Origin of the sequence: Rhodococcus sp. NPDC057297 (assembly GCF_042667435.1) — a bacterium.
Classification (GTDB): domain Bacteria; phylum Actinomycetota; class Actinomycetes; order Mycobacteriales; family Mycobacteriaceae; genus Rhodococcoides.
Map to the genome: position 1 here is coordinate 762,418 of NZ_JBHUZE010000002.1, position 24,099 is coordinate 786,516.

Consider the following 24,099-nt stretch of genomic DNA (forward strand, 5'->3'; position numbering starts at 1 on the left):
CGCAGGTCGAGCATCGATCGAAGGGCGTGACACAACGTGTACGTGCAGTCAGGAAAGATGGACATTGTGTACTGCATGGGTTGCAACGTATGACCGACAATCGATCTCCGGACACGGGCCAAACCATCCCTTCACGTAAGCCCCGGCCCGGTCGCCCCCGCCGGGTGCGGAACACTGCACCGTTGCTGCCGCAGCTACTGACTGCAGCGGTCGAGCTGAATCCATCGCAGATCGCCGTCGCCGCGGGCGCGGTCGAACTGTCCTACGCAGAACTGGATCGGCAGTCCTCGCAGATTGCTAGGTTGTTGATCGCTTCCGGGGTTGGTCCGGAATCAGTTGTTGCGATCGGTCTTACTCGTTCCCTAGAGTCGGTACTGTCGGTTTGGGCTATTTCCAAGACCGGTGCCGCGTTCGTTCCTATCGACCCGACTTATCCTGCTGACCGTGTCGAGCACATGATCTCGGACTCAGGCGTGCGAATTGGCGTCACGACTGCCGCTCACCGCGATCAGCTTCCGGATTCATGCACTTGGACCGTTATCGACGACCATGACTTCGTCGAACGAATGAGTTCTGTTTCGGGCGACCGGATAACGGTGTCCGATCGTGTTGCCGTCGTTCGTAGCGATAATGCGGCGTACCTGATCTACACATCGGGATCCTCAGGGATTCCGAAGGGTGTCGTAGTAACTCACCGGGGTTTGGCTGTCTTGGCTGCTGCCCAGAAGGAGCGGTACCGGCTCACGTCGAGTGCTCGCACTCTGCATTTCGCGTCGCCGAGTTTCGACGCGTCGGTTCTCGAACTCCTTCTGGCAGTTGCCGCGGGATCGACCATGGTTGTCGCGCCCACGGACATCTACGGCGGGCGTGAGCTGAGTAGCTTTCTGCGATCCAGCGGTGTGACTCACGCTTTCATCACGCCAGCTGCGTTGTCTTCGGTCGACCCCTCGGACCTCGACTCACTTGCAACTGTGGTGGTCGGCGGTGAAACCTGCCCGCCTGAACTGGTGGAGCTTTGGGGTGGGTCGCGATCGTTTTTCAACGCTTACGGACCGACGGAGACGACGGTCGTCAGCACGATATCGGAGCCGTTGGTGCCTGGGGATGCTGTGTCGATCGGCGACGTGGTGACTGGAACGAAAGCGCACGTCCTCGACAGGCGTTTGCGACCTGTTCCTGCGGGTGTTGTCGGTGAGCTCTATCTCGATGGCGCGGGCCTCGCGCGAGGTTATGAATCGAAGTCTGGTTTGACTGCCAGTCGGTTCGTCGCAAACCCGAATGCAGATGATGGATCGCGTATGTACCGGACCGGCGATTTAGTGCGTAGGACGGCGTCTGGAAGTTTGGAGTACAGGGGCCGTAACGATTTTCAAGTCAAGGTTCGCGGATTCAGAATCGAACTCGGTGAGATAGATTCTGCGCTGTCCGCTCACGATGCAGTGTCGTTTGCGGTGACCGTCGGAGTCGTTGGACCCACCGGAGATACGGTCCTCGTCTCCTACGTTCGACCTGTCGCAGGCAAGCAGATATCCATGCCCGAGCTGTCGTCCTTTGTAGCCAAAGTGCTTCCGAAACACATGATCCCGTCGTCGATCATGATGATCGATACGGTTCCACTCACCCCGTCTGGAAAGCTCGATCGTGATGCACTGCCCGATCCGGTTTTCGCGAGCCGCGCGTACCGTGCTCCCGCAACGGATTTCGAGCGCGCTGTGGCGTCGGTTTTTACCGACGTGCTTGGGGTCGACGAGGTCGGTGTCGATGACGACTTCTTCGAACTTGGTGGAAATTCTCTGTCAGCGACCCGACTCGCGGCGAGGATTGGAGCGGCGCTCCAAGTACAGTTCGGTGTCCGTGATGTGTTCAATGACTCCACCGTGCGTGGTTTGGCCTCGAAGGCAGAGGGGCTGGACGTCGGTGGGCGCATCGAGTTGGCAGCGCGGGATCGGCCCGAGCGAATCCCATTGTCCTACGCACAGCAGCGAATGTGGTTCCTCAATCGCTTCGACGAATCTTCTCTGGCGTACAATATCCCAATCGCGATGCGCCTCACTGGTAAACTGGATCGAGACGCGCTGGCGGCGGCTGTCACAGACTTGATCGATCGCCACGAAGTCCTCCGCACGATTTATCCGGAGCACGACGGCGCAGGTTTCCAAAAAATCTTGGCCTCGTCCGAGCTTCGGGTCGGTTTGGACGTGCGGTCAGCTCCAGAGGACGAGCTTCCTGCGTACGTTGCCGCCTTTGTCGAGCAAGGATTCGATGTAACCGTCGAACCCCCCTTTCGAGCGACCCTGTTCGAAACCGCCTTCGACGATGCAATTCTCGTGTTCGTTGCTCACCACATAGCCTTGGACGGCTATTCCATAGCGCCGATGACGCGCGATCTCATGCAGGCGTACGCGGCGCGCAGCGAAGGGGTCGACCACGGTTTACCGCCGCTGGCAATCCAGTATGCTGATTTCGCGATTTGGCAGCGCGAAACTTTGGGAAGTGAACTGGATGAAAAATCGGTTATTGCGCAACAGCTTTCGTACTGGCTGAAACAGCTGAAGGGGCTACCCGAACTGTTGGAGTTGCCCACTGATAGACCGCGGCCGGCGCACGCATCCGGTGCAGGCGCAGTCCACTCGTTTGTGGTGGACACCGAGCTCGCGACATCGCTTGGGGTCCTTGCCGGATCCCGTGACGCGACGCTGTTCATGGTCATGAACGCGGCTCTAGCGATCTCACTCGCCAAGAGCTCGGGTTCGTCTGATATCGCTGTCGGTACTGCAGTGGCGGGGCGCGGAGAGGAAGCACTCGACGACCTCATCGGAATGTTCGTCAACACGTTGGTGCTTCGAAACGAGGTCAATGATGCAGCGACTATCATCGACGTGATCAATGGTTCTCGCGCAACTGCACTCGCAGCTTTCGCCAACGCTGACCTGCCGTTCGAACGTCTGGTGGAGGTCCTGGACCCGCCGCGTTCCACTGCGCATACCCCACTTTTCCAAGTGATGCTCACACTGCAAAACCTCGAGACTCAAGCGCTGCAGCTGCCGGGTCTTACTGTGAGTGGTATCGACTACGGTGAAACGCCGGCTAAGTTCGACATCGCAGTGACGCTGACGCCTTCCTCAGACGGATCGATCAATGGAACGGTCGTGTATGCCAAGGACCTTTTCGACGAGGCGACCGCAGCGTCGCTGGCCGGCCGTTTCTTATCAGTCATGCGAGCCGCAGTCATCGATCCTGAGCAGAGGGTACGAGATCTCGATCTGCGTAGTCCCGAAGAAAAGGCCGCATTGGTCCGGTGGAACGACACCGACGCTGATGTAGTAAGCGCCGACGACTCACTACTCGACGCCTTCGATCGGTGCGTTCGTAGCGATCCGGCTGCTCCTGCCGTCACGTTCCGGACCCGCACACTTTCTTACGGCGAGCTGGATCGACGGGTGCAGGTCGCGTCGCGTCATCTGATCGAAGCAAGGGTCGAGCCGGAAACCGCGGTCGCAATCACCACGAACCGATCGTTCGAAATGGTCATCAGCGTCCTCGCTATTTTGCGCGCAGGCGGTTCTTACGTTCCGGTTGACCCGGGATGGCCGCAGGACCGTACGGCATACGTCCTCGAGGTCGCTCGGCCGGTGCTGATCCTGGCCGATGAGGGAGAATTCGACCAGGTAGGCGCCAATCTGCAGATTCCGGTGCGACAGATCGAAGCACTGGCTGACGATATCGAGATCGGCGATGTGCGTCGGCCATTACTGCGGCCCGACAACTGCGCGTACACCATCTTCACGTCGGGTTCGACCGGCCGACCGAAGGGTGTCTCGGTATCGCATCGGTCGATCATCAGTCAGTTGGATTGGCTTGCATCTGAATTCGACAGTGGCCGAAATGACGCAGTGCTGCAGAAGACTTCGACTGGATTCGACGCATCGGTATGGGAATTGTTCTTGCCTCTCAGGACTGGTGCGCGACTTGTCCTCGCGGATCCGGACGGGCACAAAGACCCTCGATACATGGCAGATTTGATTGCCGCCGAATCGATCACTATTGCGCAGTTCGTGCCCTCTGTCCTCGCCCTCATGCCGGGTGTGGCTCGTAAAGGCGAAATGCGGAGTCTGAGAGCGATTCTGGTCGGGGGTGAGCAGCTCGGGGCAAAGCTCGCGTCGGAGGTTCGTTCGGCGAGCGGTGCCGACGTGCACAACGTCTACGGGCCTACTGAGGCGACCGTCCAGATCACCCATGCGGCCAGTGGAGATGCCGATGTTTCCGTCGTGCCGATAGGAGAACCGGTTCGCGGCGCGAAGCTTCATGTACTGGACCGCGGATTGAACGAGGTGCCAGTCTCGGTCGTGGGTGAACTGTACGTCGGCGGAGACCAACTCGCCCGTGGGTACGGAACGCGCCCGGACCTTACGGCCGAGCGGTTCGTGGCGAACCCATTTGAATCGCATGGCTCAAGGCTCTACCGCACAGGTGACCTGGTCCGTCGGCGTGCGGACGGGTCGTTGGTCTACATGGGACGCAGCGACGATCAAGTCAAGGTCAATGGGCTGCGCATCGAACTTGGAGAGGTCGAATCAGCTCTACGCGCCAACGTGTCCGTCGCGGCGGCGGCCGCTTCGATTTTTGCTGGGCAGTTAGTCGGTTACGTAGTACTCGCTGACGGGTTTTCGTTCGACGAGGCTCAAGCACGCGAACAGCTCGAGCGAGTACTACCCGAATACATGGTCCCCTCACGGTTCGTTGTGCTGGCCCAGTTGCCCGCGAACTCCAGCGGGAAGCTCGACAGGAGGGCGCTGCCAGAGCCGAGTGTGGTTATGGCGCGGGCATACCGAGCTCCTGAATCCGAGACCGAGGTGGCGCTTGCCGAGTTGTACGAGGAGGTTCTTGGTCTCGAACAAGTCGGCCTCGACGACTCGTTCTTCGCTATGGGCGGCGACAGTATCATGTCGATCCAGTTGGTCTCTCGCGCAAAAGCCCGCGGACTGATGTTCCGCCCGCGCGACGTCTTCGAGGCCAAGAACGTGGGCCGATTGGCCGAGGTAGCTTCGTGGTCAAGTCAGGAGGGCGCCGCGACGCTCCCGGAGTTGATCGGGGGCGGCGTCGGAAAAATGCCGACCACCCCGATCATCGAAGCAATGCTCGAGCGCGGATCTGAGTACGGCAGGTTCACTCAATCCGTAACCCTGGAATTACCGGTCGGGATTGACCGAACGGGAGTGCGAACGACAATCGGCGCAGTCGTTGATCACCACGACATGTTGAGATCACGCTTGGATCCGGCCGAGGGTACCGTCGAAGTTGCTCTACCAGGCACGGTGGATATCGACAGGCTTGTGTATCGAGTGGAATGTCCGGCCGATTCGTCGGACTCGGTTGTCATAGAGATAGGGTCTAGTGCGCTCGACAAGGTTCTGAGCGAGTTGGATCCGCTTTCGGGTGAGGTACTGCGGTTCATCTGGATCGACTTTGGTCCGGCTCGCGCCGGACGCATCGTCGTTGTGGCTCACCATCTGCTCGTGGACGGCGTGTCATGGCGAATATTGGTTCCGGATTTCGTTACAGCATGGGCGCAGTACTCGTCAGGAGCGCCCGTTGTACTCCAGCCGGTCGGGACCTCGATGCGAACGTGGGCGCACGCATTGAAGCGCGAGGCGCGCTCCGTTTCATTGCGGTCCGAGCTAGATCACTGGCGTTCAGTGGTTGATACGCCGGATCCGTCGCTGGGCAGCAGGCATTTCGATCCCGCGTTGGATACCCGATCGACGATGAAATCGGTTGCGGTGTCGATTCCGGCGAAAACGACGGGCATCTTGCTGACCGCTGCGCCTGATTCGATCCGGGGCGGTGTGAACGACGTTCTACTGACCGCTCTGGCAATGGCTGTCGTGGAATTCCGTCGGCGTCGCGGGACACACGTCCCCGTTTCGCTTGTCAATCTCGAGGGCCACGGCCGCGAGGAAGCTGTCGTGCCTGGCGCAGATCTTGCGCGAACTGTTGGATGGTTCACGACGGTCTATCCTGTTGCACTCGATCTAACCGGAGTCGACCTCGGCGACGCATTCGGTGCAGGCGCAGGCGTCGGGGTTGCGCTAAAGTCTGTCAAGGAGCAGATGGCAGCTGTACCGAACAAAGGTATTGGCTTCGGACTCTTGCGCTACTCGAGTTCTGACTCGACTGGACCTCTTCGCGGTGTCACTCCCCAAGTCAGCTTCAATTATCTCGGTCGTGTCGGTGCTGGGTCAGGTGAAATCCCCTCTGGCTCGAACATTGGTTGGGTTCCAGCACGTGATTTCGGTGAAATAAATGCTCCCGCCGATGATTTGGCTTCTGTTGCACTTATCGACGTAAATGCTTTGGTGGTCAATGCGCAACACGGGGAGCATCTCGAGGCGTCCTTCTCCTATGCCTCGGGCGCGATCGAACCCGCTACGGCGGAAGAAATCTCGCAGTTGTGGGTAGCTGCACTCGAGGCGATTGCAACGTATGCGCAGACGGACGGGGCAGGTGGCCTGACGCCGTCGGACGTGCCGCTGGTGTCGGTTTCTCAGGCTGACATCGACGCTTGGGAAGCGGCATATGGTGATGTAGAGGATATTTGGCCTCTTACGCCTCTTCAGGAAGGGCTCCAATTTCACGCGCTTGCTGCAGGCGATTTGCCGGACGTGTATATGCCGCAGATCGTGCTTACTCTCGGTGGGGACCTGGATCCTCTCAGGTTGCACACGGCTGCTCGAGCGACAGTGGCACGGCACCCGAGCATCCGGACGGCGTTTGTACAAGCGAATGATGGTTCTTCGGTCCAGATCGTTCGATCGGGAGACGCTGTCGGGTGGACCGAACTTGACCTGGCGGAGGTTCCGGAATCCGAAAGACAGGTTCGACTACGAGACGCAATCGAACTCGATCGGGCGACTCGGTTCGACCTGACAAAGGGACCTTTGCTCAGGTTCTTACTGGTTCGACTGGGGGCAGATGATTTTCGACTGGTAATCACCGATCATCACATCGTTCTGGATGGGTGGTCGATGCCAATTCTGTTGCAAGAAATACTAGCGTTGTACGCATTGCGTGGCGACGATGAACTACTTGCGCGTCCAAGGCCTTACCGAGGGTATCTGGGCTGGCTCGGGTCACGGGATGTTTCGGAGTCAACAGAAGCGTGGTCAAACGCGCTGGCTGGGGTAAGCACTCCAACGTTGCTTGCTGGTCATGAGCGTACCGCTGCTCCAGCCTGGGCTGATCGCGACACTTTGATCGTGGGGGTCGACACGACCCGCGCACTCACAGAAGTTGCAGCGCGGTTGCACATAACGATGAATACCTTGGTTCAAGCCGCGTGGTCTTTGCTCCTCGCCCGTACCTTGGGTCGGACCGACGTGGTGTTCGGAGCCACGGTCTCCGGTAGGCCAGCTGAAATCGATGGCGTCGAATCGATGGTAGGTCTGTTTATCAACACGATTCCCGTCCGCGTTCGCCTCCGGGCTGAGGACACCATTACGACGTTCCTACAACGTTTGCAGGCTGAGCAGGTCGAAATGCTGGAACACCACCATGTCGGGCTTGCAGACATTAAGCGACGGGTTGGCGCAGGCGCAGCGTTCGATTCTCTGACTGTCTTCGAGTCCTATCCGGTCGATGTGTCCGGGATCGCAGAGCAAGCTGCGTCAATCGATGGTTTGGCTGTGAAGGCGATGGACTTTGCTGAATCGACTCACTATCCGGTTTGCCTGCGAATCACATCTGGCGAGCAGCTCCACACTTCACTGGAGTACATGCGAGAGGTTGTTTCTATGGAGGCTGCGCAGGCGTTGTTGCGGTCACTCGAAACCGCACTGTGCGCTTTCGCTCTGGATCCGAGCGCCGCGCTGGATTCGGTAATCGGTTCCCTCGAACCTCTTGACGTCCGACAGTGGCCAGTTAGTGCGCAGGCGCTTCCGCCCGAGTCGACGCAACCTGAACGGGGTCTTGTCGGAAAAGTGAACACGGCACTGGCTGTAATTCGCGTCGTGCTGGGCCGCGACGATGCCGAAGCACATGACAACTTGGCGGCCTTGGGAATGGGGTCACTCGATGCTGTTGTTCTGTCGAAGGTATTGAGCGCTGCGCTTGGGCGACAACTGTCAGTGAACAGGATTCTGACCGCCGAGTCGATAGAAGATTTGGCAAGCGTGAGGTGAGACCCGCGTTCGGCGGGAGAACCGAAGGAGTGGCAGGTCTGAAGATGGGAGGTGGAGAGCTTGCGACGATCCGACAAGACTGCTTCTCCTGATCAGTCGCTAAGCCAACCCGGCGATGTACGAGTCTCGCTTATGAACCATGCCCGCTCACGCTGTTCGTCGAACCGTGGAAACGTTGGCCGCGGAGAACAACGCATCGCTGTTCATGGCCGTACACGCTGCTGTAGCAGCAGTGCTCGGTCACGAATCGGGGTCCGGAGACATCGCCGTGCGAATTCCCACTGCCGGCCGAGGGCAGGCAGAGCTCGACGGGCTCATCGGGAAGTTCAACAACTCGGTGGTGCTGCGAACGCGTATCGACCCGGATTCCGCGTTCACCGACCTGCTCGCGCACAGCCGCGCCGTCGACCTGAGTGCTCTCGAAAATGCAGACGTGCCCATCGACGACGTGCTGAGCCGAGTCGACACCGGTGAATTGCCCGTTCAGACAACGGTCAGTTTCCAGAACCTCGGGTGGTCCGGCTTGGAACTCCCGGGCCTGCGGATCACACCCGTCGATGTCGACTACGGGGTCAGTAAATACGAACTTCAGCTGGTGTTCCAGGACGTGCGGGGTGACGAAGGCGACGTCGCACTGGCAGGGACCGTGCTCTATTCGACCGACCTGTTTCGCGAAGAATCGGCGGAACGACTGGCAGCCGGCGTCTCACGTCTTCTCGGCGCCGTGTCGATAGACCCGTCCGTGACCATCGGCGCGGCCCTCGCACCGTCGGTTCCCGGTGCGATCGGAGGAGACTGACGGTCAGGGAAGTTTCACAAAACGCCCAGCCCGACCGGAGAGGAAGCGTTCGCCACAGTATCGTGGGCAAGGTAGACCGCTCTTGATTGTTCGGCACGCGAACACCGCGGTACCGAACATTCGATCGAGGGTGGGGAGGATTGCACCACATGGTTGTCGATCCCGACCGCGGCCGGCCCCTCTCGATCACGGACGTTCGCAGGCTCGTCGCGTCCGTCGCGCACTCGGATGCCGATCGACACGCCTTCGTTTTCGACGGCGTGACCGTCCGATTCGGGCAGCTGGCCGACGCACTGGACCGACTGGACTCCAGCATGGGTGGTGTCCTGGGACCGGACGCACTGTTCGCGCTGGTCCTGGGAGATCTGCTTCCTGCGACTTTCCAGTCCGACGAAGGTGCGCTCGATCGCGTTCTCACCGAGCTCGCCGAGTCACTGTCCCCACTCGTCGCCGCCCCCGAAACCGAGGTCGTCCGGCATTCCGGCACGTTGCTCGACGAATTCGACGCTGTCGTGGAGAGCACACCGGACAGCCCTGCGGTGCGGTTTCGAGACCAGGTGTTGAGCTACGGAGAGCTGGATCGAAGGGCCGAGCAGGTGGCGCGTCACCTCATGTCGCTGGGTGCCGGGCCCGACCGAACCGTCGGCGTGGCCATGCATCGGTCGCTCGAGTTGATCGTGGCAATGTACGGAATCGTCAAGTCCGGCGCCGCCTATCTACCGTTGGACCCCGATCATCCTCGCGAGCGGCTCGACTACATCGTCGACGTCGCCGAGCCGGTACTGATCGTCACCGAGGACACCATCGCCCACGGACTTCCGTCCGCCGTGCCCGTCGTCGATGTTCGAACCCTCCTGTCCCACGGCTCCGACGTCCGCGACGGGGTCCTACCGGGCCCGGCGCCGGACGACCTGGCGTATGTGATCTTCACGTCCGGATCGACCGGTCGGCCCAAGGGCGTCGGGGTCTCGCACCGGGCAATCGCCGCGAACCTGCATTGGCGACAGCGCCTGTACCCGTTGAACACGCGGGACGTGGTCCTGCAGAAGACACCGTTCACCTTCGACGTGTCGGTCTGGGAGTTCTTCTGGCCGCTGCGAGTCGGTGCGACGCTCGTCGTCGCGGAGCCGGGTGGGCACACCGACCCCGAATACCTTGCGCAGACCGTCCGGTCCACCGACGTGACCGTCGCGCATTTCGTCCCGTCGATGCTGGCGGTGTTCGTCGATGTCGCCGACGCAGAGGATATTTCGAGTCTCAGATACGTCTTCGCGTCGGGCGAAGAGCTCGGTGCCGCCACCGCAGCACGGTTCGTATCGCTGTCGTCCGCCGAGCTGCACAATCTGTACGGACCGACCGAGGCCGGCGTCGACGTGACCGCGCACCACGTGACGGTGGCAGGAGACGGACCTGTACCCATCGGCGTTGCCGCCGACGACACCGAACTGTACGTACTCGACGGGGCACTCGGCCCCGTGCCTGCCGGAACCGTCGGTGAGTTGTACCTCGCGGGCATTCAACTGGCACGCGGATACGTCGGAAAACCGCCGCTCACCGCGGATCGGTTCGTGGCCAACCCATTCGAATCGGGTCGGCGCATGTACCGCACCGGGGACCTGGTCAAGTGGACCGACGGCGGGGTTCTGGTCTACCTCGGCCGCAGTGACTCACAGGTCAAACTTCATGGACTCCGGATCGAGCTCGGCGAAGTGGAAACCGTTCTGCAGCAGGATCCGTCCGTGCTTCAATGCGCGGTGATCGTGCGCGGCGAACGACTGGTCGGATACGTGGTGCCGACCAGATCGTCCGAATTCGATGGGGAGGCGGCGACGTCCAGGCTGAAGGCGGCGCTTCCGGGGTACATGGTGCCGAGTGCGTTGGTGGAACTTCCCGCTATGCCACTCGGCCCATCCGGCAAACTCGATCGACGCGGGCTTCCCGACCCCCCGGACGAACGCACTGCCTTCCGCGCACCGGAATCCGACACGGAAATCGGTGTCGCAGAGGAGTTCGAGGTGCTTCTCGGTGTATCCGGCGTCGGGCTGGACGACGACTTCTTCGCCCTCGGCGGGAACTCGTTGGCTGCGACGCGTGCGGTGTCCCGTATGAATTCTCGATTCGGGGTGCGCACCGCAGTGCGTGACTTCTTCGACAACGCGACCGTGGAACAGTGGGCGACGGTCGTCGAGTCCGCCGCCGGTTCCGGGCCCGACGGCACCGCCGTGCTCGGGCGTCTGCCGGTGACCTACCCCGTCCCGCTCTCGGCTGCCCAACAACGAATGTGGTTCTCGGCCAGGCTCGACAGCGAGTCCGCCGCCGACAACATCGTGCTGGCGCTCGAACTGCGCGGGCCGCTGGATCCGACTGCTCTGACGGCAGCTGTCGGTGACGTGGTCGCTCGCCAGGCGGTACTGCGGACCACCTACCCGGAGGTCGACGGAACAGGCACCCAATCGGTAGCCGATCCAGGGCATGCCCCGATCGATCTGAGCGTCGTCGACGCGGATCCGTCGTCGGTGATGCGTCACCTGGAGCGCGCCGCCACGACGCCGTTCGACGTCACTGCCGCGCCGCCGTTCCGAGTCAGGTTACTGCGCACGGCATCCGAGCATCACGTCTTGATCTTCGTGGTCCACCACATAGCGGCCGACGGCTTTTCCATGCGCCCTCTCGCGTCGGATGTCACGGAAGCGTATGTCTCGCGCCTCGGTGGGCACGCGCCCGAGTGGGTACCGCTACCGGTGCAGTACACGGACTACACGGTGTGGCAGCGAGCGATGCTCGGGGCATCCGACGATCCGACGTCACTGGCGGCGGCTCAGGAGAGATTCTGGTCGACGACACTCGCCGGTGCGCCGGAGGAGACGATCGTCCCGGCGGACAGGACGCGAGGGCCCGTTCGGTCGGGATCGGGTGGACGTAGATCAGGACGTCTCGATGCAGCCGTCCATCAGCGAATCGTCGAACTCGCCGGACGCCGGGGCGTCACTCCGTTCATGGTGGTGCACGCCTGCCTCGCAGTGTTGTTGGCGCGGATGTCCGGTCAACCGGATGTCGTCGTGGGTTCACCGGTTGCCGGCCGCGGTGAGACCGATCTCGACGCAGTCGTCGGTATGTTCGTCAACACGCTGGTGCTGCGGACGCCGGTGGATTCGTCGGCGACCTTCGACGACGTGTTGGCCCGAGTACGCGAGGTGGACCTGTCCGCGTTCGCTCATGCGGACCTTCCGTTCGACCGTGTGGTGGAGATACTGGACCCACCTCGTGTCTCTGGACGTCACCCGTTGTTCCAGGTGTTGTTGACCTTCCAGGACGCAGGCCGCGCGACCGTACAGGCGTCCGGACTTGCGCTGTCGCCCGTCGAGGTCGCCGTCCATGCCGCCAGATTCGACCTCGAACTGGTCTTCTCCGAGAGCTACTCCAGCTCCGGTGACCCGAACGGCATCGAATTCTCCATCACGTACGCGCACGACATCTTCGATACGTCGACCGTCGACGCGCTGGCCGCGCGCGTTCGTCTTCTCCTCGACGTGGTGTCCGAGGATTCGACGGTGGTCGTCGGCGACATCGCTCTGATCGATGCCGCCGAGCGTCGCTGGTCGATCGACGAGATCAATTCGACCCATCACGAGTACGACGAGACGTCGACGTTGGTGTCGATGTACGCTGCGCGCGCGGCAGCGTCGCCCGACGCCGACGCTCTCACGTTCGACGATGTCACCCTGACCTACTGGGAGTTCGACGCACGTGTGAACACGCTTGCGCGCTACCTGATCTCGCGAGGCGTCGGTCCGGAAACGCGAGTCGCGGTCTCGATGCATCGCTCGTTCGAGCTGTTCGTGGCCATCTACGCGGTGCAGGCGGCCGGTGCTGCCTACGTCCCGATGGATCCGGACCAGCCTGGAGAGCGGCAGCGGCACATCGTCACGGCGTCGAACGCCGTGCTGGTGTTGTCGAGGAACGAGGACCGTGTCGGCGCGCCGATCTCGAACCAGGCGCCCGAAGCATCGAGTGTCCCGGTGGTGTCCGTGGACGAGATCGACCTGCGCGACTTCTCGCCCGGACCGCTGACCGACGCCGATCGTCTCGGTACGCTCACCGCTGCGAACACTGCCTACGTTCTCTTCACGTCGGGATCGACGGGTGTCCCCAAGGGGGTGTCGGTCGACCACGGCGCCATCGTGAATCGGCTCGTCTGGATGCAGGAACAATACGGGTTGACCCGAGAGGACGTCGTCCTCCACAAGACCCCGGTGACGTTCGACGTCTCGGTGTGGGAGTTGTTCTGGCCGTTGCACATCGGTGCTCGAACGGTGATCGCGCGTCCGCACGGCCACCGTGATCCGAATTACCTGGCCTCGCTTCTGTCGTCGGAGCGGATAACGGTCTTGCACTTCGTACCGTCGATGGCCGCCGTCTTCGCCTCCGATCGGGCACCGGTGGACCTCGCGCCGCGATGGGTGTTCTGTTCGGGAGAAGCGCTCCCGTCCGCAACGGCGTCGTCGCTGCGGACGGCACTGCCGGGTGCACGTGTGGTCAACCTGTACGGCCCTACGGAGGCTGCCGTCGACGTGACCCATCACGAGTTCTCCGACACCGACACCGGCGGCGTACCGATCGGACGTCCCGTGTTCAACACTCGTGTGCACGTGCTCGATTCGAGGTTGCACCCGGTCCCCGTGGGTGGGCGAGGGGAGTTGTACCTCGGCGGTGTGCAACTCGCGCGCGGATACTCGAACCGGCCGGACCTGACGGCCGACCGGTTCGTCGCCGACCCGTTCTCGATCGACGGAGCGAGGCTCTATCGCACGGGTGACGTCGTGCGTATGCGCTCCGACGGTGAACTGGAATACCTCGGACGCTCGGACTTCCAGGTCAAGCTGCGAGGGTTGCGCATCGAACTCGGAGAGATCGAGAACGTTCTCCTCCGTGACGGTTCGGTTCACCACGCTGTGGTGGATGTGCGAGGTGACAGGCTCGTTGCCTACGTCGTTCCCTCGCACGGGTCGACCGTGGACACCGAACGGCTGCGGGATGTGGCCGGACGGGCACTGCCCGAGTACATGGTTCCATCGGCGTTCCTCGTGATCGGTGAGCTCCCGCTCGGGCCGTCGGGCAAACTGAACAGGCGAGCGCTGCCGGAGCCGATGTTCGAACGAAAAGAGTTCTTCGAGCCGCGTACTCGCGCCGAGCATGTTGTCGCCGAGGTCTACGGCAACCTACTTCGTGTCGATCGAGTCGGACGTGACGACGACTTCTTCTCTCTCGGCGGCAACTCCCTTCTCGCCACTCAGGTGACCGCCCGAGTCGGTGCCGAACTCGACGTCGACCTCGATGTCCGTGCCGTGTTCGACGCACCCTCGGTGGCTGCCCTGGCAGCAGTGATCGATCGCAGCGTCGGGAAGAAGCGACGCGCACCCCTGACTGCGCGGACACGTCCGGAACGGATCCCGCTCTCCCTTGCGCAGCAACGAATGTGGTTCCTCGACCAGTTCGAACCGGACTCCGCCGCCTACAACATTCCGATCGTCGTCCGTCTCACCGGTGAGCTGAACGAAACCGCCCTCCGAACAGCCATCGACGATATCCGTGAACGCCACGAAACGCTACGCACCGTGTACCCCGACGTGGACGGCATCGGCCACCAACGCGTTCTGGGTATCGACGAGAGCCCGTTCGAGCTCGGTGTGGACACGTGCACCGAGAACGACGCGCTCGGACGCATTCGCGTGCTGGTGAACTCGAGTTTCGCGCTGTCCGAGGAACCGCCGTTCCGTGCCCATCTGTTCCGAGTCGGCGATACCGAAGGAATTCTCGCGGTCGTCGTCCACCACATCGCCGCCGACGGCTTCTCCATCGGTCCCCTCATGCGGGACATCGTGTACGCCTACGCGGCACGAGTCGGTGGGCGGACACCGATGTGGGAGCCGCTGAAGGTCCAGTACGCCGACTTCTCGGTGTGGCAACGTGAGGTCCTCGGTGAGGAGGACGACCCGGAATCTCTGGTCTGTACGCAGATCGACTACTGGAAGCGGCGTCTCGCAGGTAGCCCCGAGCAATTGGACCTTCCGACCGACCGTCCTCGCCCGGTGGCGCAGTCCGAGCGCGGCGCCGTGCACGGCTTCGCGATCGGTGGTGCATTGCATCGCGCCGTCGTCGGACTCGGTCTCGACGTGGGATGCACGCCGTTCATGGTCGTGCACGCCGCGTTCGCGATTATGTTGGCACGTACCGCGGCAACGGAGGACGTCACGATCGGAACGCCGATCGCAGGCCGGGGTGAGCGTGCGCTGGACGATGTGATCGGCATGTTCGTCAACACGCTCGTGCTCAGATCCGAGATCCGTCCCTCGGACACCGTGAGGGACGTGCTCGCGTCGACGCGCGAATCCGACCTCGACGCGTTCGCGAACTCGGACCTTCCGTTCGAGCGGCTGGTGGAGATACTCGATCCGACGAGGTCGACGGCGAGACAACCTCTGTTCCAGGTGATGCTCGCGTTCCAGAATCTCGAACGCACGAGCGTCGAGCTCCCGGAGATCCGCGCCGCGGGCGTCGAACTGGAAACCGGGCTGTCGAAGTTCGATCTGTACCTGACCATGTCGGAGGATTTCGACCGTTCCGGCGAACCCGCAGGAATGTCGGCTCAGTTCCTCTACCTGACGGAGCTGTTCGACGAAGACACCATCGCCGCAGCCGGACGGCGATTCGTCCGAATACTCGAGGCCATGGTCACCGATCGGTTCGCGGTCGTCGGTGACATCGACCTTCTCGACGACCACGAGGCGACGTCGGTTCTCACCGAATGGAACCGAACCTCGGTGGAGGCTCGCGAGGACATGCTCCTCGATCGATTCCACCGGGTGGCGGAGACGACTCCCGATTCGATCGCGATTCGCCACGGAAACCACGAGATCTCCTACGCACAGTTCTCCGATCAGGTGAAGGCGCTGTCTCGGACGCTGCAACACGCAGGTGTCGGACCGGAGACCACCGTCGGTGTGGCGGTGTCACGGTCTTTCGAGTCGGTCCTCGCGGTGTACGCCGTGCTCGACGCCGGCGGTGCCTACGTACCGATCGATCCGCAGCAACCGATCGAGCGCCTGCACTACGTTCTGGAGGCGTCCGAAGCCGCGGTCGTTCTCGTCGACGGTGCTGCGTCGAGCGTGGAGTTGTCGAAGGCGACAACCGGGGTCGTCACCGTCGACGTGCACGACATCGTCCAAGGCGAACCGACCGCGATCGCGTCGGTCCATCGACACCGTCCGGACATCGCGGCGTACGTGATCTTCACGTCCGGGTCGACCGGCAGGCCGAAGGGCGTGGTGGTCAGCCACCGCGCCGTCGTCAATCGGCTGGACTGGATGCAGCAGTGCTATCCACTGGGCACCGACGATGTCGTGGTCCACAAGACTCCGCTGACGTTCGACGTGTCGGTGTGGGAGCTGTTCTGGCCGCTCGGGATCGGGGCGACGCTGGTGATCGCGGATGCGGACGGTCACCGCGACCCCACCTATCTTGCACGGCTGATCGAGACGCACTCCGTTACCGTGGCGCACTTCGTACCGTCGATGCTCGCGGTGTTCACCGCTCATCCGGACGCGCGGTCGGCGCGAAGGCTGCGGCGGATCTTCGCATCCGGAGAAGCGCTCCCCGCTGCCACAGTGCGTGCGACGTCGGCGATTCTCTCCGGAACCGACCTCGTCAACCTGTACGGACCCACCGAGGCCGCCGTCGATGTCACCCGGTACGACATCGTCGACTCCGCTGCGCCGACCGTACCCATCGGCCGGCCGGTCTCGAACACCCGTGTGTACGTGCTCGATTCGCGCTTGAACCCGGTATGGCCCGGTGTCGTAGGGGAGCTGTATCTGGCAGGGGTACAACTCGCCAGAGGCTATGCGACGAGACCGAGACTGACGTCCGAGAGGTTCGTCGCCGACCCGTTCGATTCGACGGGCGGGCGACTCTATCGGACTGGAGATCTGGTGCGGTGGAACCCTGTCGGTGAACTCGACTACGTGGGCCGCAGCGATTTCCAGGTGAAACTTCGAGGCCAGCGCATCGAATGCGGTGAGGTCGAGGCTGCAGTGCTCACTCATCCCAACGCTCGCCAGGCCGTCGTGGTACTGCACACCGACGCGATCGTCGGTGACTCCTTGGTGGCGTACGTCGTACCCGAGGACGGGGCGAGCATCGACGCAGCGGACATCCGTGCGGTTACTGCGCGCTTCGTCCCCGACTACATGGTTCCGACGTCGATCGTCGTCGTCGACCGGCTGCCGGTCGGTCCGAACGGCAAGCTCGACCGTCGGGCGCTGCCCGCGCCCGCGGTCCAGGTGCGGACGCACAGGGCGCCGGCGACTCCCGTCGAGGAGATCGTCGCCTCGACCTACTCGGACATGCTCGGCGCACCCCGAGTGGGTCTGGACGACGATTTCTTCGCCCTGGGCGGGAACTCGCTGATCGCAACCCAGGTGGTGGCGCGGTTGGGTGCGGAGCTGTCCACCGATGTTCCCCTGCGGATGTTGTTCGACGCTCCGGGAGTCGAGGTCCTCGCGGGACGAATCGAGCGGGAGACCACGCGGTCGATCCGAGGCGTTCTGGCGCAGCGACCGAACGACGGCACCCCGGCCCCGCTGTCCCTACCGCAGCAGCGCATGTGGTTCCTCAACCGACTCGATCCTCGTTCGGCAGCCAACAACGTGCCTGCGCTGATCCGCATAACAGGAAACCTCGACGTCGCGGCTTTGGTCGAGGCCTTTCACGACGTCACGACTCGACACGAGATCCTCCGGACGCGCTACCCCGACGTCGACGGGATGGGCTTCCAGTTCGTCGAACCCCACCGTACGGTTGCACTACGCGTGGAGGACAGTGACTCGGCGTCGACTGCCGCGACGGTCCTCGAGATGGTGTCCCGTGGATTCGACGTGACCGAGACGGTGCCCGTACGTGCGGTCCTGCTTCGGGAGTCCGCAGACGAGCACGTCCTCGTCGTCGTCGCCCACCACATCTCCGTGGACGGGTTCTCGATAGGCCCGCTCACCCGTGACCTGGCGCGCGCGTACGCAGCCCGGGCGACCGGCAACGAACCTGCGTGGGATCCTCAGCCGCTGCAGTACGCGGACTTCGCAGTGTGGCAGCGCAATTTCGTCGGCTCCGAAGACGATCCCGAATCGCCCGCGTCGCATCAGATCGACTACTGGGTCAAGCAGTTGTCCGAGGTACCGGTCGAGATCGAGTTGCCGCGCAGCAGTTCTCGCGCGGTGTCTCGGAACGCAGCCGAAGTACGGGCCGGTGCCGTCGTCGTGTCCATCGATCGGCCGACGCGAGATGCGGTGGCAACGTTCGCCAGAGGCGTCGGGGCAACTCCGTTCATGGTCATGCACGCCGCCCTCGCCGTGGTGTTGTCGCGAATGTCCGCCAACGAGGACATCACCGTCGGAACCGTTGTCGCGGGTCGTGGAGACAGTCGCCTCGACGAGATGATCGGTATGTTCGTCAACACTCTGGTTCTGCGCACCAAGGTCGATCCGGCCACGAACTTCGAGCAGTTCGTGGCCGACGTACGCGAAACCGATCTGTCCGCATTCGCCAACGCCGACGTGCCGTTCGAACGGATCGTGGATGTGACGGATCCGCACCGGGCCCGCGGCAGACACCCGCTCTTCCAGGTGATGTTCGTGTTCCAGAACCTCGCTCGGATCGAACTGGAGCTGCCCGACCTGACCATCAGCGGGGTGGAATTCGATTCCGTCGAAGCGAAATTCGATCTGCAGGTGACGGTGGCCGACGCCTACGACGCCGGTGACGTATCCGGTTGGGACGTCGAATTCGTGTACGCCGCAGAGGTACTGGATCGAGCGACGGTGCAGCGCATCGCCGACGCCTACGCGCGTGCTGCGGCTGCGCTCGTCGCACATGCACGTGCGCCGTTGGGTGACGTGACGCTGCTTCCGGCGGCGGAGCTCGAGCTCGCACTCGCCCACGAGTCGACAGACGACCTTGTTCCGTCCACTTTCTCCACGTTGGTCGACCGATTTCACGCCGTGGCCGAGGCAGCACCCGATCAGGTCGCGCTGCGTGACGGCGGTCGATCCTGGACTTACCGAGATGTCGCATCGAAAGTGAACGTGATCGCTCGCGAACTGATCGCGCTGGGTGCGCGCCCGGAATCCACGGTCGCTGTGTCGCTGCCCCGATCCGCGGATCTCGTGGTCGCGCTGCTCGCCGTGGTCACCTCGGGCGCCGCCTACCTCCCCATCGATCCGGATCACCCGGACGAGCGGGTTCGTTTCGTCCTCGACGATTGCGCCCCGGTCGCAGTCGTGTACCAGGGCGTCGATTCACGCTTCGCTGAACTGCCTGCCGTCGACATGGCCGATTTCGCTTCCAGCTCGCCCGAGGTGGATCGGTACTCCGAGGCGACCGTGACCGACGGAGATCGACATTCGTCGCTGCATCGCGGTTCGCTCGCATACGTCATCTACACGTCGGGATCGACGGGGCGGCCGAAAGGCGTGGGAGTCACCCACGACAACGTGCTGACCCTCTTCGAGAGGACGAGCGACGTCTTCGAGTTCGGAGCGACCGACGTATGGACGATGTTCCACTCGTTCGCATTCGATTTCTCCGTGTGGGAGATGTGGGGGGCCCTCCTTCACGGCGGCACGCTCGTCGTGGTCGACCACTACACCGCGCGTTCGCCCGAGGTGTTTCGGGAACTGCTCGCTTCCGAGCGCGTCACGGTTCTCAATCAGACGCCGTCGGCGTTTCAACGGCTGGTCGACGTGGACACTCGGTCGTCGTCGACACTCGTTCTTCGGCACGTGTTGTTCGGGGGAGAAGCGCTCGAGCCGAGCCGTCTGCGCAGCTGGTTCGACAGCCACGGTGATGGCGAAACGCGCGGTCCTTCACTGTTCAACCTGTACGGAATCACGGAGACGACGGTGCACGTCACCGTACGGCGAATCGCTGCGTCCGACGTCGAGTCCGGGTCGATCATCGGGCGGCCGATCACGGGCCTGTCCGTGCACGTGCTCGATCGGCGCCTGCATCCCGTGCCGGTAGGCGTCGAAGGCGAACTCTACGTGGGTGGCGCTCAAGTGACCCGCGGTTATCTGGATCGACCGGGCTTGACGGCCACGCGCTTCGTCGCAAACCCGTTCGGAGGCAACGGCGAACCTCTCTATCGCACCGGTGACCGTGTCCGGTGGGTGACCTCCGGGAATGGCGGCGAGCTCGAATTCTCGGGTCGAGCCGATCAACAGGTCAAGATTCGTGGTTTCCGCATCGAACTCGGTGAGGTGGAAGCAGCGACTGCGGCCCACCCGTCGGTAGCCGCAGCGGTTGCAGTCGTGCGGGACGATCCACCGCTCGGACCTCGGGTCGTCGCGTACCTCGTACCGGCGAACGGTGTGGCTCTCGACCTCGACCTGATCCGCCGAACCGTCGCAGAACGACTGCCCGACTACATGATTCCGTCCGGGTTCGTCGAACTCGACGACCTGCCCCTCACCGTCAACGGCAAGCTCGACCGGCGCGCGCTGCCTGCACCGACCGTCGTCGAGACGTCGTTCCGCGCCCCGTCCACTGCCGTCGAAGAAGCAGTGGCGGAGGCGTTCTCGGCCGTTCTCGGGCACGACCGGGTCGGCGCGGACGACGACTTCTTCGCGCTGGGCGGGAACTCGTTGGTCGCGACCCAGGTCACCGCCCGACTGGGCGCGGCTCTCGACACCGAGGTGGACCTACGGGCACTGTTCGAAGCACCCACGGTGTCGGCTCTCGCGGCGAGGATCGCGTCCCACGTCGGAACGGGCAGGCGTCGAACACTGGTCTCACTCGGCCGACCAGACACGCTCCCGCTCTCCCCAGCGCAGCAACGCATGTGGCTGCTCGCTCGACTCGACCCGACGTCCACGGACTACAACATCGCGTTCGCGCTGCGAGCGACCGGCACCTTCGACGTCGACGTGCTGCATCAGGCCGCACACGACGTCGTCGGTCGCCACGAGACCCTGCGAACGTATTATCCCGACATCGACGGCGTCGGCACCCAGGTCGTTCTTTCGCGTGCGGATGCAGCAATCGACTTCGTGGTCGAACAGGCCTCCGGTGACGACGTCGTCGATCGTGTCGGCGGGATTCTCGCGACCCCGTTCGACGTCACCGTGTCGGTCCCGGTGCTCCTGCGTGTTCTCGAGGTGACGCCCACCGAGCACGTCATGGTGTTCGTCACCCACCACGTCGCGGCGGACGGTTTCTCGATGGCACCGCTGACACGTGACCTGCTGATCGCGTACAACGCGCGCACCCACGGCATGGAGCCGTCGTGGACACCGCTCGACGTCCAGTACGCGGACTACGCGCTGTGGCAGCTCGAAACGCTGGGCTCGACCGACGACCCGGACTCGCTGGTGTCACGGCAGGAGTCGTACTGGCGAGCCACACTGGACGGACTTGCCGAGCAGCGGGGTGTGCCCGTCGACCGAGCACGGGGCGTGGACGCCGGTCGAGTCGGTGCTGGGTACGACTTCGTCGTCGACGCGGACTTGCGGTCGGCCCTCGACACGCTGGCTCGCCGGCATGGCGTCACGCTGTTCATGACGCTGCACGCTGCCCTCGCCGTTGCATTGGCCAGACTGTCCGGTGATGCCGACATCGCTGTGGGAACGCCAGTTGCCGGACGCGGTGACTCTGCCCTCGACGACATGGTGGGAATGTTCGTCAACACCGTGGTGCTGCGAACACCGGTCGACGGATCCGAGACCATCGGTGAAGTGCTTGCCCTGGTCCGCGAGACCGACCTGGATGCGTTCTCGCATGCCGACGTACCGTTCGATCGCATCGTCGACATCCTCGACCCCCCGCGATCGAGGTCTCGATCGCCGTTCTTCCAGGTGCTGCTCGCGCTACAGAATCACGCCACCACTGTTCTCGAACTTCCGGATCTGGCCGTGTCCGCATTCGAGGCGGAAGAACACGTCGCGAAATACGACCTTCAGTTCGTGTTCTCGGATGCTGTTGCGTCCGATGGGCGAGTCGAATCCACATGCTCGTTGATCTATGCGACCGACCTGTACGACGAGGCCACGGTGGTCCACGTCGCCGAGGTGTTGCTGTCGGTCCTGCATTCGTTTGCGCTCGACGACGATGCCGTCGTCGGCGACATCGAGATCACCCGGCCCGTGCCACCGTCACCCGAGCCCCGCGATGCCGACTCGGCCCCGGCCGCCCAGCGCACGATGGTGGCGATATTCGACGCATCGGTCGAAGCGGAACCGGGTGCGCCGATGATCGTCGACAGAGACGTCGAGCAGTCCTACGTCAAGACTTCGAACTACGTCGCGCAGCTGGCCCGCTTGCTGATGTCCGAGGGCGTCGGCCGGGGGACACCGGTGACGATCCAGCTGCCGTTCACCGAGCAGGGCATCTGCGCCGTACTCGCTGTCTGGGCTGCCGGAGGTGCTGTGTCCCTCGACGCCGGCGAAATCGCGGTCGGTGTAGGTTCCTCGGATCCGTCCGGCTCGGCGCTCACCTGGATCTCCATCGACGACACGAATCTGTCAGGCCGATCGACGCGGCCGATCGACCGGGGCGTACGGGGCTTCGGCATCGAGTCCGACGACACGGCCGTCGTCTCCGGCGGGGAAGTGGTCACGCACGGTCGGCTGGCGCAGTCGGCATCGACGTCAGGGCGTACCTTCGGCGTCGATCACGAGGCACGGGTACTGACTGTCGACCACGAGGCACGCCCGTGGACTGTCGATCCGGGGGAGAGCCTGACGGCTGCTGTCGATCGACGACACGTTCTCGGGGACCGCGACGTCCTGACGGTGGCCGTCGCAGCCGCGACCGGGGCTGCGATCGTCGTGGACGACGGGACTGCCCAGGTGCGCGACCTCATCGACGACACTTGGGCAACCCACGTCGTTCATGGCAGTGGGGCCGGCGTGGACCTCAGCGGGACGGAGGTCGTCGACGTGGTCATCGACGACCCGTGGTCGCTCTAGCGGAGGTCAGGACTGCGGAGGTCAGGACTGCGGAGGTCAGGACTGCGGAGGTCAGGACTGCGGAGGTCAGGACTGCGGAGGTCAGGACTGCGGAGCGCACGCCAGGGGGTGCGAATCCGGGTACGTGGGATCCAACGCGCGACTGATCAGGTAGAACACGTCCGGATCACGCGTCATACCCATGTGCGACGCCGTGTTGCCGGGGCAGATGTCCTGAACCCACTCGTTCTTCACTTGGCCGGTGCCGCCGTCGTTCAAGAACGTCCGCTCCGGCGGCGTGACGACCTCGTCCTTGCGAGTGGCGATGACGGTGTACTCGACACCGGGCATGACCTCGCTACCGGCGTTGAGCTTCTTCAGCAAAGGCGAACCGATGAGCTGTTGGGTGCCCGCGATCCCGAACACCAGCTGCGACGTCAGGTCACGGGGAAGCCCGACGGACGCCGCGAGTAGATACAGTTGCTGCAGCCCGTTGAAGCTGGTTCCGTGGTTGGTGGCGCCCAGCGTGATGACCTGATTCACCTTGCTGCGTGACGCGTCGGATGCATCGGCACCACCGTTGAACTTGAGATACTGCCGCGAGACCGTACCTCCCTGCGAATGTCCGACGAGATCGACCTGGGAGGCGCCGGTGCTCGACAGGACCAAGTCGACGAATTGGCCGAGCTCGTGTGCCGACTGCTCGATGTCGTCGATTCCCCAGACGAGCCGACTGTGGTCCCACATCACCGGCATCGCCCCGTAGTTGAGTGCGAACACGCAGTAACCCTGACCAGCGAGCTCGGGCGAGAGCGTCGGCCAGCTCTCCTGCATGTCGGTGTCGGTTCCGTGGACCAGGATGACCGGACGGGGATGCGCTTCGGAGGGCTTGCACGAGAAGTCGTTCGCGCCGTCGGGAGGAGTGCCCATGCGCTCCAGTGACAACGGTTCCGGTCCGACTCCCGGCTGGGCGGAGGCAGTCGGTGCGCCGATCACGGCAGCGAGTCCGACCAGAGCACACAGTGAAACGAGTGCACGTAGTGACCGCGTCGTGAATAAGGCTCGGCCGCGTCGTACGCATGCGTTCAACTGCTTGCTCCTTGTTCGTTCGTCCACTGCGATTGTTCGT

Annotated in this window: 5 protein-coding genes; 3 read left to right on the plus strand and 2 right to left on the minus strand. The window is 63.1% G+C overall.

Going from position 1 to position 24,099, the window contains the following annotated elements; genetic code table 11:
* Positions 1-89 precede the first annotated feature (89 nt).
* The 3 genes from ACFULT_RS09375 to ACFULT_RS09385 all read left to right on the plus strand — a co-directional run bounded on the left by ACFULT_RS09375 (position 90) and on the right by ACFULT_RS09385 (position 22,991).
* Complete coding sequence (locus ACFULT_RS09375) at positions 90-8,177, plus strand: amino acid adenylation domain-containing protein (protein ID WP_378481297.1); 8,088 nt, start codon at positions 90-92, stop codon at positions 8,175-8,177.
* 139 nt (positions 8,178-8,316) lie between these two features.
* On the plus strand, positions 8,317-8,976 hold the full coding sequence (locus tag ACFULT_RS09380; RefSeq protein ID WP_378481298.1) for a condensation domain-containing protein: 660 nt from the start codon (positions 8,317-8,319) through the stop codon (positions 8,974-8,976).
* A 149-nt stretch (positions 8,977-9,125) separates the two neighbouring features.
* The gene (locus tag ACFULT_RS09385; RefSeq protein ID WP_378481299.1) at positions 9,126-22,991 is read left to right on the plus strand and encodes an amino acid adenylation domain-containing protein; all 13,866 of its coding nucleotides are present in this window, start codon (positions 9,126-9,128) and stop codon (positions 22,989-22,991) included.
* On the opposite strand, the gene ACFULT_RS09390 is transcribed toward ACFULT_RS09385, so the two are convergent.
* On the minus strand, positions 22,966-23,091 hold the full coding sequence (locus tag ACFULT_RS09390) for a pentapeptide repeat-containing protein (RefSeq protein WP_378481300.1): 126 nt from the start codon (positions 23,089-23,091) through the stop codon (positions 22,966-22,968). The two genes, ACFULT_RS09385 and ACFULT_RS09390, sit on opposite strands and share 26 nt — an antisense overlap.
* Complete coding sequence (locus tag ACFULT_RS09395; protein WP_378481301.1) at positions 23,073-23,966, minus strand: lipase family alpha/beta hydrolase; 894 nt, start codon at positions 23,964-23,966, stop codon at positions 23,073-23,075. The genes ACFULT_RS09390 and ACFULT_RS09395 overlap by 19 nt, the downstream gene beginning before the upstream one ends.
* Positions 23,967-24,099 lie beyond the last annotated feature (133 nt).

What these genes read in the sequence shown, in the direction of transcription:
- ACFULT_RS09375 (WP_378481297.1), top strand. Translation starts at nt 90, where the DNA reads ATGACCGACAATCGATCTCCGGACACGGGCCAAACCATCCCTTCACGT.
- ACFULT_RS09380 (WP_378481298.1), top strand. Translation starts at nt 8,317, where the DNA reads ATGCCCGCTCACGCTGTTCGTCGAACCGTGGAAACGTTGGCCGCGGAG.
- ACFULT_RS09385 (WP_378481299.1), top strand. Translation starts at nt 9,126, where the DNA reads ATGGTTGTCGATCCCGACCGCGGCCGGCCCCTCTCGATCACGGACGTT.